The sequence below is a fragment of the Kitasatospora dryopteridis genome, from assembly GCF_050749075.1.
Classification (GTDB): Bacteria; Actinomycetota; Actinomycetes; order Streptomycetales; family Streptomycetaceae; genus Kitasatospora.
On sequence record NZ_CP192749.1, the window covers coordinates 5,324,745 to 5,338,855 of the forward strand.

Sequence of the window (14,111 nt, forward strand, 5' to 3'; positions counted from 1 at the left end):
CGCCACCTGCCCTGCCCCGCCGCGCCCGACCGATCGGCGCCCGTCGTACGGCCACCGCCGCACCGTTCCGCGCCAGACTGGACCCATGACCGCAAGCGCACTCGCCGAGGACCGCCTCCGGCTGCTGGAGACCGCACAACCGCTCTGCCTCCGGTACGCCCTCGCCCTCGCCGGACCCGACGCGCTCGCCGCCCACGGCCTCCGCACCGCCCGCTCCGGCGGACTCGTCCTCGTCACCGCCGACGGCCCGCCGCTCGCCGACATCGCCGCCGGCCTCGCCGAACACTTCCGCGCCGCCGGCCACCGCGTCACCCTCCAGAGCGGAACCCCGCGGCAGATCCAGCTCACCGGCACACCCTGCCCGGTCGAACTCCGCAAGGAGCCGCTGCGCCACCCCGCCGTGCTGATCCCCGGCACACCCGTCCCGGTCGTCGCGCTGCCGGACGCCGCCGCCCTGGCCGTGCTGCGCCTGTGCGACCGGGCCCTGCCCGAGGACCTCTTCGCACTGCACGCGCTCAGGGAGTCGTTCAGCGAGGGCGAGCTGCTGGCCCTGGCCCGCGCCCTGGACGAGGACTTCCAGCCGGCGGTGCTCGCCGACCGGTTGGAGGCGGCCGCGGACCTGGTCCACCCGGACGCCGCGGTCCGCTCGGCCTGGGCCCAGGCGTGGGCGCAGGACCTCCGGCTGGACCTGCTGGAGGTGCGCGAGGGGGACGACGGGCTGCACGACCCGTACCTGGAGGACGCCGAAGCGGAGCAGCCCGACGACCTGTAAGGGTGAATCTCGGTTCCCCGTCATGCTGCTCGTTGAGGCTGGCCGATCGGGTCCGCAGACTGGATTACGAGCGCGGGAGCCCCGTGATCCCGCCGCCCGGCCGGAGCCGGGCGGCGCCGTACACAGGTACCGGCGGCCCACACACCGCACGGGACTTCGGAGGCAGACGACCTTGAGCAAGCCCAGCCCGTACAAGCACGTCACCCACTGGATCGGCGGCGCCCCCGTCGCCACCGCCGGCGCCGCGCCCCGTCGCGGTGACATCTTCGACCCGGCCACCGGACAGGTGTCGGGCCAGGTCGACTTCGCCGAGATCGCGGAGGTCGACCAGGCCGTGGCAGCCGCGGCCTCGGCGTTCGCCGAGTGGCGGCGCTCGTCGGTGGCCAAGCGCACCCAGGTGCTCTTCCGCTTCCGCGAGCTGTTCAACGCCCGCAAGGACGAGCTGGCGTCGATCATCGTCTCCGAGCACGGCAAGGTGCACTCGGACGCCCTCGGCGAGCTGGCCCGCGGCCTGGAGGTCGTGGAGTACGCCTGCGGCATCCCGCAGCTGTCCAAGGGCGGCTTCTCGGAGCAGGCGTCCACCGGCATCGACGTCTACTCGATCCGCCAGCCGCTCGGCCCGGTCGCGATCATCTCGCCGTTCAACTTCCCGGCCATGGTGCCGATGTGGTTCTTCCCGATCGCTATCGCGACGGGCAACACGGTGGTGCTGAAGCCGTCCGAGAAGGACCCGTCCGCCGCCAACTTCCTCGCCGAGCTGTGGAAGGAGGCCGGCCTGCCGGACGGCGTGTTCAACGTCGTGCACGGCGACAAGGCCGCGGTCGACCGCCTGCTGGAGCACCCCGACATCAAGTCGGTCAGCTTCGTCGGCTCCACCCCGATCGCCCGCTACGTCTACGAGACCGGCACCCGCTACGGCAAGCGCGTCCAGGCGCTCGGCGGCGCGAAGAACCACATGCTGGTGCTGCCGGACGCCGACCTCGACCTCAGCGCCGACGCCGCGGTCAACGCCGGCTTCGGTGCGGCCGGCGAGCGCTGCATGGCGGTCTCCGTCCTGGTCGCCGTCGACCCGATCGGCGACGAGCTGGTCGAGAAGATCAAGTCCCGGATCTCCACCCTCAAGGTGGGCCCCGGCTGCAACGGCGACTCCGAGATGGGCCCCCTGGTCACCGGCCAGCACCGCGACAAGGTGACCTCGTACGTCGAGTCCGGCCTCGCCGACGGCGCCGAGCTGACCGTGGACGGCCGCAAGCACGCGATCGCCGCCGAGGACGTCAACGGCGCCCCGACCACGGACGGTTTCTGGCTCGGCCCGACGCTGTTCGACCACGTCAAGCCCGGCATGTCCGTCTACAGCGACGAGATCTTCGGCCCCGTCCTGTCCGTCGTCCGGGTCTCCACCTACGAGGAGGGCCTCGCCCTCATCAATGCCAACCCGTACGGCAACGGCACGGCCATCTTCACCAACGACGGCGGCGCCGCCCGGCGCTTCCAGAACGAGGTGGAGGTCGGCATGGTCGGCATCAACGTGCCGATCCCCGTCCCCGTCGCCTACTACTCCTTCGGTGGCTGGAAGGCCTCGCTCTTCGGCGACGCCCACGCCTATGGCCCCGACGGCGTCCAGTTCTTCACCCGCGGCAAGGTCGTGACCCAGCGCTGGCTCGACCCGTCGCACGGCGGCATCAACCTGGGCTTCCCCACCAACAGCTGAGCCCGCACCGCACCGACTTCCGGCCGGACCCTTTTCCCCAGGGTCCGGCCGGTTCGTTTGCATCCGCTCCCCGTTCGGCGTAGTGTTCACTGGTCGCTCGGCAGGGAGCACCGGACACGCGTCTGCGCGGACGGTCCCGGGGCGGCCAATCCCTTGAAACACCACTTCCCGGCTCGGGCTGGGTCGCGCCTTGTCGCGTCCCTGCGCGAATTCGGCGTGCCTGTTTATAGGAATTGCATTCGGATCGCGGCCGATTCGCTTCTCGGAGCGGGGATCGGCTAAGGTTTGAAACGTCGGACGGGCCGCAGGGCCGGTTCCGGCAAAGCGGTGGAGAAAGCAGGTCGGCGAAGAGCACTGACTCGGGTCTGATAAGCTGGAAACACGAAAGAGCGAAACGCCCGGAGGGTCCGCTGGAAGGCGGTCCGAAGGAAGTGTCCGTTCCTTGAGAACTCAACAGCGTGCCAAAAGTCAACGCCAGATATGTTGACATCCCCGGCCGGTCCTTCGCGGATCGGTTGGAGATTCCTTTGGAAATAACACAGCGAGGACGCAGTGCGCGGGATCACCCTATTCCGGTGGTTGCCGTGCCGCTCAACGCGAGTGTGCACCCGATAACGGGTCATCATTCACGGAGAGTTTGATCCTGGCTCAGGACGAACGCTGGCGGCGTGCTTAACACATGCAAGTCGAACGGTGAAGCCCTTCGGGGTGGATCAGTGGCGAACGGGTGAGTAACACGTGGGCAATCTGCCCTGCACTCTGGGACAAGCCCTGGAAACGGGGTCTAATACCGGATACGACCCGCCCCTGCATGGGGGTGGGTGGAAAGCTCCGGCGGTGCAGGATGAGCCCGCGGCCTATCAGCTTGTTGGTGGGGTAATGGCCTACCAAGGCGACGACGGGTAGCCGGCCTGAGAGGGCGACCGGCCACACTGGGACTGAGACACGGCCCAGACTCCTACGGGAGGCAGCAGTGGGGAATATTGCACAATGGGCGAAAGCCTGATGCAGCGACGCCGCGTGAGGGATGACGGCCTTCGGGTTGTAAACCTCTTTCAGCAGGGAAGAAGCGCAAGTGACGGTACCTGCAGAAGAAGCACCGGCTAACTACGTGCCAGCAGCCGCGGTAATACGTAGGGTGCGAGCGTTGTCCGGAATTATTGGGCGTAAAGAGCTCGTAGGCGGCCTGTCGCGTCGGATGTGAAAGCCCGGGGCTTAACCCCGGGTCTGCATTCGATACGGGCAGGCTGGAGTGTGGTAGGGGAGATCGGAATTCCTGGTGTAGCGGTGAAATGCGCAGATATCAGGAGGAACACCGGTGGCGAAGGCGGATCTCTGGGCCATTACTGACGCTGAGGAGCGAAAGCGTGGGGAGCGAACAGGATTAGATACCCTGGTAGTCCACGCCGTAAACGTTGGGAACTAGGTGTTGGCGACATTCCACGTCGTCGGTGCCGCAGCTAACGCATTAAGTTCCCCGCCTGGGGAGTACGGCCGCAAGGCTAAAACTCAAAGGAATTGACGGGGGCCCGCACAAGCAGCGGAGCATGTGGCTTAATTCGACGCAACGCGAAGAACCTTACCAAGGCTTGACATACGCCGGAAACTGGTAGAGATATCAGCCCCCTTGTGGTCGGTGTACAGGTGGTGCATGGTTGTCGTCAGCTCGTGTCGTGAGATGTTGGGTTAAGTCCCGCAACGAGCGCAACCCTTGTTCTGTGTTGCCAGCGAGTAATGTCGGGGACTCACAGGAGACTGCCGGGGTCAACTCGGAGGAAGGTGGGGACGACGTCAAATCATCATGCCCCTTATGTCTTGGGCTGCACACGTGCTACAATGGCCGGTACAAAGGGCTGCGATGCCGCGAGGCGGAGCGAATCCCAAAAAGCCGGTCTCAGTTCGGATTGGGGTCTGCAACTCGACCCCATGAAGTTGGAGTTGCTAGTAATCGCAGATCAGCATGCTGCGGTGAATACGTTCCCGGGCCTTGTACACACCGCCCGTCACGTCACGAAAGTCGGTAACACCCGAAGCCGGTGGCCTAACCCTTGGGAGGGAGCCGTCGAAGGTGGGACCAGCGATTGGGACGAAGTCGTAACAAGGTAGCCGTACCGGAAGGTGCGGCTGGATCACCTCCTTTCTAAGGAGCACACAGCAGCTTCGGACGAGTGTTCCGGAGTGCTCGCTCATGGGTGGAACGTTGACTATTCGGCACACACGGTAAGGGGTCACCAGTACTGCTCTTCGGGGCGTGGAACGTGGATCACCGCCGGGTGGGTCGGGCACGCTGTTGGGTCCTGAGGGAACGATGGTTTCCTCGTGGATGCCGGCCCCATGCGAGGGCGCTGCTTGGCAGTGTCGGAGTTTGGGTGTCTGGTCGTTGTTTGAGAACTGCACAGTGGACGCGAGCATCTGTGGCCAAGTTTTTAAGGGCGCACGGTGGATGCCTTGGCACCAGGAACCGATGAAGGACGTGGGAGGCCGCGATAGGCCCCGGGGAGCTGTCAACCGAGCTTTGATCCGGGGGTGTCCGAATGGGGAAACCCGGCAGTCGTCATGGGCTGTCACCCATACCTGAACACATAGGGTATGTGGAGGGAACGCGGGGAAGTGAAACATCTCAGTACCCGCAGGAAGAGAAAACAACCGTGATTCCGGGAGTAGTGGCGAGCGAAACCGGATGAGGCCAAACCGTCATGGTGTGAGACCCGGCAGGGGTTGCCGTGACGGGGTTGTGGGAGTGGGCTTGACCGGTCTGCCGGCCGGTCGGCGAGTCAGAAACCGTTGGTGTAGTCGAAGGACATGCGAAAGGTCCGGCGTAGAGGGTAAGACCCCCGTAGACGAAACATCAGCGGCTTGCTTGCCTATTTCCCAAGTAGCACGGGGCCCGAGAAATCCCGTGTGAATCTGGCGGGACCACCCGCTAAGCCTAAATATTCCCTGGTGACCGATAGCGGATAGTACCGTGAGGGAATGGTGAAAAGTACCGCGGGAGCGGAGTGAAATAGTACCTGAAACCGTGTGCCTACAAGCCGTGGGGGCAGTCTTCGGACTGTGACTGCGTGCCTTTTGAAGAATGAGCCTGCGAGTTTGCGGTGTGTAGCGAGGTTAACCCGTGTGGGGTAGCCGTAGCGAAAGCGAGTCCGAATAGGGCGTTCGAGTTGCATGCCCAAGACCCGAAGCGGAGTGATCTAGCCATGGGCAGGTTGAAGCGCGGGTAAGACCGTGTGGAGGACCGAACCCACCAGGGTTGAAAACCTGGGGGATGACCTGTGGTTAGGGGTGAAAGGCCAATCAAACTCCGTGATAGCTGGTTCTCCCCGAAATGCATTTAGGTGCAGCGTCGCGTGTTTCTTGCCGGAGGTAGAGCACTGGATAGGCGATGGGCCTCACCGGGTTACTGACCTTAGCCAAACTCCGAATGCCGGTAAGTGAGAGCGCGGCAGTGAGACTGTGGGGGATAAGCTCCATGGTCGAGAGGGAAACAGCCCAGAACACCGACTAAGGTCCCCAAGCGTGTGCTAAGTGGGAAAGGATGTGGAGTCGCAGAGACAACCAGGAGGTTGGCTTAGAAGCAGCCACCCTTGAAAGAGTGCGTAATAGCTCACTGGTCAAGTGATTCCGCGCCGACAATGTAGCGGGGCTCAAGCACACCACCGAAGTCGTGTCATTCACAGAATACGCCCAACGGCGCTGTGGATGGGTAGGGGAGCGTCGTGTGCCGGGTGAAGCGGCCGAGGAATCGAGTCGTGGACGGTTCACGAGTGAGAATGCAGGCATGAGTAGCGATACAAGAGTGGGAAACTCTTGCGCCGATTGACCAAGGGTTCCTGGGTCAAGCTGATCTGCCCAGGGTAAGTCGGGACCTAAGGCGAGGCCGACAGGCGTAGTCGATGGACAACGGGTTGATATTCCCGTACCCGCTGTGAAGCGCCAACGCTGAACCCTCTGATGCTAAGCCCGTGAAGCCGCCCCGGATCCTTCGGGTGAAGGGGAGTGGTGGAGCCGGCGGCCCAAGGTGGTAGTAGGTGAGCGATGGGGTGACGCAGGAAGGTAGTCCAGCCCGGGCGGTGGTTGTCCCGGGGTAAGGGTGTAGGACGTCACGTAGGCAAATCCGCGTGACACATAGTCTGAGACCCGATGCCGAGCCGATTGTGGTGAAGTGGATGATCCTATGCTGTCGAGAAAAGCCTCTAGCGAGTTTCATGGCGGCCCGTACCCCAAACCGACTCAGGTGGTCAGGTAGAGAATACCGAGGCGTTCGGGTGAACTGTGGTTAAGGAACTCGGCAAAATGCCCCCGTAACTTCGGGAGAAGGGGGGCCAGCCCCGGTGACGAGTCTTGCACTCCGAGCTGGGGGTGGCCGCAGAGACCAGCGAGAAGCGACTGTTTACTAAAAACACAGGTCCGTGCGAAGCCGTAAGGCGATGTATACGGACTGACGCCTGCCCGGTGCTGGAACGTTAAGGGGACCGGTTAGTCCGATTTCGGTCGGGCGAAGCTGAGAACTTAAGCGCCAGTAAACGGCGGTGGTAACTATAACCATCCTAAGGTAGCGAAATTCCTTGTCGGGTAAGTTCCGACCTGCACGAATGGCGTAACGACTTCTCGACTGTCTCAACCACAGGCCCGGTGAAATTGCATTACGAGTAAAGATGCTCGTTTCGCGCAGCAGGACGGAAAGACCCCGGGACCTTTACTATAGCTTGATATTGGTGTTCGGTTCGGCTTGTGTAGGATAGGTGGGAGACTTTGAAGCAGCAACGCCAGTTGTTGTGGAGTCGACGTTGAAATACCACTCTGGTCGTGCTGGATGTCTAACCTGGGTCCGTGATCCGGATCAGGGACAGTGTCTGGTGGGTAGTTTAACTGGGGCGGTTGCCTCCTAAAGGGTAACGGAGGCGCCCAAAGGTTCCCTCAGCCTGGTTGGCAATCAGGTGTTGAGTGTAAGTGCACAAGGGAGCTTGACTGTGAGACTGACGGGTCGAGCAGGTACGAAAGTAGGGACTAGTGATCCGGCGGTGGCTTGTGGAAGCGCCGTCGCTCAACGGATAAAAGGTACCCCGGGGATAACAGGCTGATCTTCCCCAAGAGTCCATATCGACGGGATGGTTTGGCACCTCGATGTCGGCTCGTCGCATCCTGGGGCTGGAGTAGGTCCCAAGGGTTGGGCTGTTCGCCCATTAAAGCGGTACGCGAGCTGGGTTTAGAACGTCGTGAGACAGTTCGGTCCCTATCCGCTGTGCGCGTAGGAGTGTTGAGAAGGGCTGTCCCTAGTACGAGAGGACCGGGACGGACGAACCTCTGGTGTGCCAGTTGTCCTGCCAAGGGCATGGCTGGTTGGCTACGTTCGGGAGGGATAACCGCTGAAAGCATCTAAGCGGGAAGCCTGCTTCGAGATGAGCACTCCCACCTCCTGGAGAGGGTAAGGCTCCCAGTAGACGACTGGGTTGATAGGCCGGATATGGAAGCCCCGTGAGGGGTGGAGTTGACCGGTACTAATAGGCCGAGGGCTTGTCCTCAGTTGCTCGCGTCCACTGTGTTGGTTCTGAAACCACGAACAGACTCATGTCCGGTTCACGGTTTCATAGTGTTTCGGTGGTCATAGCGCGAGGGAAACGCCCGGTCACATTCCGAACCCGGAAGCTAAGCCTCGTAGCGCCGATGGTACTGCAGGGGGGACCCTGTGGGAGAGTAGGACGCCGCCGAACAATTCTTCAAAGAGAAGCCCCCTCCCCTTTGGGAGGGGGCTTTTCTGCGTTAACCTTCGCCAATGCAGAACCTGACCCTGACCTGGCAGGCCTCGGCCGGCGCGTCCGTGGCGCTGTTCGCCTCGGCCTTCGCGGCCGGGCGGGCACGGCGCCGTACGCCGGCTGCCCTGCTGCGGGAGGCCGGGCTGCTGCTCGCGCTGTTCACGCTCTGGCAGGTGGTCGGGCACCTCTCGGTGATGAGCACCGACCATGCCCTGGACCGGGCGGAGTGGATCCACCGCACCGAGCTGGATTTCGGCCTGCCGGACGAAGTGGCGTGGCAGCGCGCGGTGATACCCCACCCGTGGCTGGTGCAGGCGGCCAATTACTACTACGCCACCATGCACTTCGGCGTGATGCTGGTGCTGCTGCTGTGGCTGTTCCTCAAGCACCGGGCGAACTACGCCTGGGTCAGGACGACGGTGGTGGCGACCACGGCGGCCTGCCTGCTGATCCAGTTCATCCCGGTCGCACCGCCCCGGATGCTCCCCGGCAACGGCTTCGTCGACCTGGCGGTGCAGTACGGGCAGTCGGTGTACGGCGGTGCGGTGGGCGGGGTCGTCCCGGACCAGCTGTCGGCCATGCCGTCGGTGCACGTGGCCTGGTGCGTCATCGTGGCGGTGGCCGTGGTCGTGGTGGGGCGCGGCCGGTGGCGCTGGCTGGTGGTGCTGCATCCGGTGCTGACCTTGGTGGTGGTCGTGGTGACGGCGAACCACTTCTGGGCGGACGGGCTCGTTGCGGTGGCGCTGCTGCTGGTGGTGTACCTGGTGCAGCATGCCGCGGCGGGCTGGCGCGGCCAGTCCGGAGTCCCGGGCGTCGTGGTGGCCTCGGGCGGTGCAGCCTCGGGCGGCACGGAGGCCGGCGGAGCCGCGGCGGAGGAACGCAGCCCGGTCGGGCGCTGAGCCGCATCCGAACGAGGCGCCCCGGCCCGGGCGCGGTCAGCGCAGTTCGGGCCGGGAGACCTTCATCGGCCCCGGCAGGCTGCCGCCGCTGAGGCCGTCGGCGAGCTCCAGCGCGTCGTCCTTGGTGATGTTGCCGATGTCCATGGACTCCGTCCTGATGGCGACCAGGATGGGGAGGCTGGAGACGACCTGGCCGTCCAGGACCACGGCGAGCTGGTCGGCCGGTGCGTCCTTCTCGGCGAGGTCGGCGGTGAGGTCGCCGAAGACCTTGGAGCCGGCCGGACTGAGTTTCACGGTGACCACCCAGCCGGCCTCGCTGCCGTTGCCGCTGTCCCGCGCCTGTACCTCGGTCACGTGGTTGCCGCCCAGTGCCGAGGGTGCCAGGGCGAACTTCACCGGTGCGCGGCCGCGGTTCTCGTGTCCGCAGGCGACCGCGGGGGCGGCTAGCGAGGGCGGTCGCAGCTCGGCGGGGCAGGTGAGTGCGTCGAAGGCGGACTGCAGTTCGGCGGGGACGGTTCCGGTGACCCCGCCGTAGGTGTCGGTCAGCGCGTGGACGGGCCGGAAGGACAGGGTGGCGCGTTCGGCCAGCCGGGCCAGCTTGTCGCCCACCGGGCCGGAGGCGGAGACCTCGACGGAGTCCTTGCCGATCTGCGAGCGGACGTCCTGCAGGCCGGCCTTGGAGGCTCGCTTGGCGAGGACGGCGGCGGCCTGCTGCAGGCCTGCCCGGTCCAGCGGCTGTTCGGGTGTGAAGACCACGGTGGTGCGGTCGCCCGAACCGTCGCCCGAGCAGCCGGTCAGGAGGGCGCCCGCCAGCAGCAGGGCGGGCAGCACGGCCCGGGGACGGCTGAGTCCGGGGCCGGGGCCGGGGGTGGCGCGGCGTGGCGGCGTCATGCGGGACAGTGTCCCGAGCGGCCGGTGCGGCGGCGCCGAAGTGATGCAACCGTGACGCTCGTCCGCCGTGCGGATGCGCCGGTCACCGGTGCACGGACGCATCGCCCACGTGGTGCGCGGGCGCCTCGGCGGGCCCGCGTCCGGACGCGTCGGTGGGCCGGGCCCCGTGGGGGAGAGGCCCGGCCCACCCGTTCCCGGGGGTTACTTGACCGGCAGTGCCGCGCGGCCCCAGCCGCTGTTGGTCAGCGCCGCGGTCGCCCAGTACCAGGACGCGAGGCCGGAGGCGGCGGCGAGCCAGCCGGCGACCTTGCCGAGGCCGCTGCTGTCGCCGAAGACGCCGACCGCGCCCAGCAGCAGGGAGACGGTGAGCAGGCCGTACACGGCCCGGCCGATCCAGCCGCCGCTGTTCCAGCTCGCGAGGGCGAGGGTGAGCGCCAGCAGCGCCCACAGCAGCAGGAACAGGCCCGCGGCGTTCTTGCCGGCGCTGCCCGCGGCCGACCAGGTCGCCCAGAAGGCGCCGAGGCTGGTGAACGCGGTGCCGGTGAAGCCGTCGCCGCCGCGGAGCTGCCACAGGCCGGCGATGAACAGGGCGATGCCGCCGACCAGGTGGGTGAGTGAGACGGCGTCCTTGATGCCGGCACCGCTGAGGATGCCGGTGGACAGCAGGCCGTATGCCAGAAGGGTCAGTCCGAGGGCCAGGTAGCCGAGAGGACCGGCGTCGGCTCCTGTGGATCGGGCGTCCGCCCCGGTAGCTCCATTGCTCACCGGAGGCTCCTTTCAGTGGTGCCGGGATGGCGGCATGTTTCGGTGTGGGGGTGCACCGCGGCATGGGGGAGCGGTGCGCGGCCGTGCACGGGAGTGCATGCGGGGATGCGGATTCGGTGCACGGACGTGTGCGTGGAGTGCTGCGCGATGCCGGGCCGTGGGCGCACGGAGAGTTGCGTGCGGGCGGCGGTCGGCCGGTGAGGACCGGCGGTCGGCCGCCGGTCGGTGCCCCTCCCGGGGTGGTCCCCGGTGATGACGGTGTACCCGCTCCCCGCGGCTTGTACCCTTGTGAATCACACAATTTGTGCAGTCGTCAGCTGTGGGGCGTCGCCTGCCGACCACTCGGTGAGCGGTGTTGACCGAGGATGTTGGACTGACGGTTCGTCAGTGACGGACGGTCAGGCGCGGCGCTGCTCGGGCACCCGCAGGGTGAGGATCGCCATGTCGTCGGACGGCGGTTCCGGGGCGAACCGCTCGACGGCGCGCTGGACGCGGGCGGCGACCGCGCCGGCCGTCAGCCCGGTGCAGCCGGTGAGCACCTCGGCGAGGCCGTCGTCGCCCAGCATCCTCCGGCCCTCGCGCCGTTCGGTGACGCCGTCGGTGACACAGAGCAGGACCTCGCCCGGGGCGAGGACCAACTCCTCGGCGGTGAGGTCGAGTTCGTCCATCACGCCGAGCAGCGGCTGCGGCGAGGCGGCCTGGTCGACCTGGCCGTCGGTGCGCAGGCGCAGCGGCAGCGGGTGGCCCGCGCAGACCAGCGAGAGGGCGGTCGAGCCGTCCGGGCGGGGGGTCAACTCGCCGTAGAGCAGGGTGAGGAAGCGGCTGCGGGGGCCCTCGCCGATGATGGCGGCGTTGAGCCGGGCGAGGACCTGCGGGGCGTCCAGGCCCTCGCGGGCGAGCAGGCGCAGGGAGTTGCGGGCGAGGCCGGTGACGGAGGCGGCCTCCGGGCCGGTGCCGCAGACGTCGCCGATGGCGAAGCCGTAGGTGCCCTCGCGGATCGGGAAGATGTCGTAGAAGTCGCCGCCGACCTCGTTGCCCTCGCCGGCGGCCTGGTAGAAGACCTCGACCTCGACGCCGGGGATCTTCGGCAGCTCGGGCGGCAGCAGGGCGCGCTGGAAGGCCTGGCTGGTGGCGGTGCGCTCGGAGTACAGGCGGGAGTTGTCGAGCGCGAGGGCGGCGCGGCGGGAGAGGTCCTCGGCGAGTTCGAGGATCTCCTGGCGGAAGCGGACGCCGCTGCCGACGCCGAGGACGAGCAGGCCGATGACGCGGTTGCGGGCGGCGAGCGGCAGGACGACGGTCTCGCCGAGCAGCCCGGCGAGCACCGGGCCGTCGGTGATGCCGAGGCCGCGGGCGGTCTCGGCGGGCGCCTTCCAGAAGGTGGCGCCGGTGGCCGGGACGGCCTCCGGCGGCGCGGTCTTGTCCAGGATGTCGCGCAGCGGGTCGATCCGGTCCTCGTCCTCGTGCAGGACGAAGGCGAGGTCGGCGCCGCCGTTCTGCTCGCCGGTGGTGTAGACGGCGCACCAGGCGGCGAGCTTGGGCACCGCCATCTGGGCCATGAGGGCGAGGGTCTGCTCGTGCTCCAGGGTGCCGGCGAGCAGGTCGGAGGCCTCGACGAGGAAGGAGAGGGAGCCGCGGCGGAGCTGTTCGAGTTCGGTGAGCCGGGCGCTCTCCAGGGCGAGGGCGATCCGGTCGGCGGCGAACTGGAGGCGCAGTGCGTCCTCGTTGTCGTAGCGGGCGGGGGCACCGGCGGCGACGCCGAGGGAGCCGGTGAGGCGGCCCTCGACCTTGAGCGGGACGGTGATCAGCGAGCGCAGTCCGCTGCCGTTGAGGAGGGGTGCGGCGCTGGGCCGGACGGAGAGGTCCTCGTGGACGGCGGGGAGCCGGGCGGAGTCGAAGCGTCCTGCGGCGCCGTCGATGGGGAGGCGGGCGTAGCGGCGTCCGGCGGCGGGCAGGCCGGTGGCGGCGCGGACCTCGAACTCGGTCTCGTCGTCGGTGGTGAGCAGCAGGTAGGCGGCGTCGGCGTCGAGGAGGTCGCGGGCGCGGTCGACGATGCGCTGCAGCAGGCCGTCGATGTCGCCGATGTCGCCGGTGGTGACGGGGCCGACGAGCAGGTCGAGGGGTTCGACGGCGGTGGGCGCCTCGGCGGTGGTGCCGGGGCTGCGCAGGACGGCGCGGTCGCCGTCGTGGACGAGCAGGCACAGGGTGGAGGGGGCGCCCTGGGAGTCGCGCAGGCGGACCTGGACGCCGTACACCTCGATGATCTGGCCGTCGCCGGTTCGGACGCCGAAACTGCCCTCCCAGCGGGCGAGGCGGAGGGTCTCGGCGAGGCCGAGGCCGATGCCGGGCGACTGCGGCCAGGCGGCGAGCTCGGACCAGGGGCGGCCGAGGGCCTGGTCGGCGGGGTGGCGGAAGAGCGCCTCGGCGTCGGGGTTCCAGCCGCGGACGGTGCCCTCGTCGTCGACCTGGACGACGGCGACGCGCACGGGGCCGTCGGTGTCGGGGAGTTCGCCGCCGGGGAGGCTGGGCACGGCGTACCGGGTGCCGTGGACGTGTTCCGGCAGGGCGAGGCGGAACCAGACGGTCTTGCGTCCTGCGGCGTACTCGACGCCCCAGCAGTCGGAGAGGGCGGAGCACATGAGCAGGCCGCGGCCGCCCTCGCCGTCCGGGTCGGCGTAGCGGTCGGAGGCGGTGGGGACGTTGGCGAAGGCGGGGAGGCCGCGTTCGGGGTGGTGGTCGGTGACCTCGATGCGGACGGTGGCGTCCTCGCGGACGCAGCCGACCTCGGCGGCGGTGCCGGCGTGCACCACGGCGTTGGTGACGAGTTCGCTGACCAGGACGACGGCGTCGTCGACGACCTCGGGCAGCCCCCATCCGAGCAGTGCGTCACGGACGAAGCCGCGCGCGGCGGCGGCCGACCGGCCGGCCGGTTCGAAGGTGGCGGCTGCGCGCGCGGTGACCACGTGCCACGTCTCCTCTGCTCTGGTCCGGCTGCCGGGTGGCGGGTGGTCCGCGTGGGCCCCGGTGCAGCGTTACACCCTACTTTCCGTGTCGTACCCCTGGGGGCCCGGGAGCCGAAACAGGTCCCGGAGGGTGATTCTGCCCACGGGATTCGGTGCGGGTGCGGTGAACCCTGTGCAACCGGCCGGACACCGGGCGCAGGTGCTGACAGACTGGGGGGTCCGCAGCATCCGGCCGACGAAGTACGGTCGAAGCGGTGCCGGTGGCTGGGGGCAGCCGCCGGTCCGCCCGAGCGGTACTGGACCAGTGCCGGACAGTCACGATGTGGGAGGGCCCCGTTGAGTTCGGCCACCAAGGACGCC

The 14,111-nt window shown here is 67.4% G+C and carries 6 protein-coding genes and 3 rRNA genes; 6 read left to right on the forward strand and 3 right to left on the reverse strand.

Annotated elements, in window-relative coordinates; genetic code table 11:
* Positions 1–85: 85 nt before the first annotated feature.
* The 6 genes from ACQ614_RS24165 (at position 86) to ACQ614_RS24190 (ending at position 9,135) form a co-directional block, all read left to right on the forward strand.
* On the forward strand, positions 86–772 hold the full coding sequence (locus ACQ614_RS24165) for a hypothetical protein (protein WP_431680740.1): 687 nt from the start codon (positions 86–88) through the stop codon (positions 770–772).
* A gap of 172 nt (positions 773–944) precedes the next feature.
* Positions 945–2,483, forward strand: coding sequence for a CoA-acylating methylmalonate-semialdehyde dehydrogenase (locus ACQ614_RS24170; RefSeq protein WP_431680741.1), 1,539 nt, complete (start codon positions 945–947; stop codon positions 2,481–2,483).
* Positions 2,484–3,108: 625 nt separating this feature from the next.
* Positions 3,109–4,623: ribosomal RNA gene (locus ACQ614_RS24175) — 16S ribosomal RNA — on the forward strand.
* 276 nt (positions 4,624–4,899) lie between these two features.
* Positions 4,900–8,005 (forward strand): 23S ribosomal RNA (locus ACQ614_RS24180).
* A gap of 72 nt (positions 8,006–8,077) precedes the next feature.
* Positions 8,078–8,194 (forward strand): 5S ribosomal RNA (gene rrf, locus ACQ614_RS24185).
* The 16S, 23S and 5S rRNA genes sit together here, the layout of an rRNA operon.
* Before the next feature lie 62 nt (positions 8,195–8,256).
* Positions 8,257–9,135, forward strand: coding sequence for a phosphatase PAP2 family protein (locus tag ACQ614_RS24190; RefSeq protein ID WP_431680742.1), 879 nt, complete (start codon positions 8,257–8,259; stop codon positions 9,133–9,135).
* A 36-nt stretch (positions 9,136–9,171) separates the two neighbouring features.
* Here ACQ614_RS24190 and ACQ614_RS24195 read toward each other — a convergent pair whose 3' ends face one another.
* From ACQ614_RS24195 to ACQ614_RS24205, 3 genes are all read right to left on the reverse strand, one after another.
* Positions 9,172–10,026 (reverse strand): SecDF P1 head subdomain-containing protein, encoded by an 855-nt coding sequence (locus tag ACQ614_RS24195; protein ID WP_431680744.1) that lies wholly within the window; start codon positions 10,024–10,026, stop codon positions 9,172–9,174.
* Between the two features lie 201 nt (positions 10,027–10,227).
* On the reverse strand, positions 10,228–10,791 hold the full coding sequence (locus ACQ614_RS24200; RefSeq protein ID WP_363490997.1) for an acetate uptake transporter: 564 nt from the start codon (positions 10,789–10,791) through the stop codon (positions 10,228–10,230).
* A gap of 398 nt (positions 10,792–11,189) precedes the next feature.
* Positions 11,190–13,751, reverse strand: a complete 2,562-nt coding sequence (locus tag ACQ614_RS24205) for a SpoIIE family protein phosphatase (protein ID WP_431680745.1) — start codon at positions 13,749–13,751, stop codon at positions 11,190–11,192.
* Positions 13,752–14,111 lie beyond the last annotated feature (360 nt).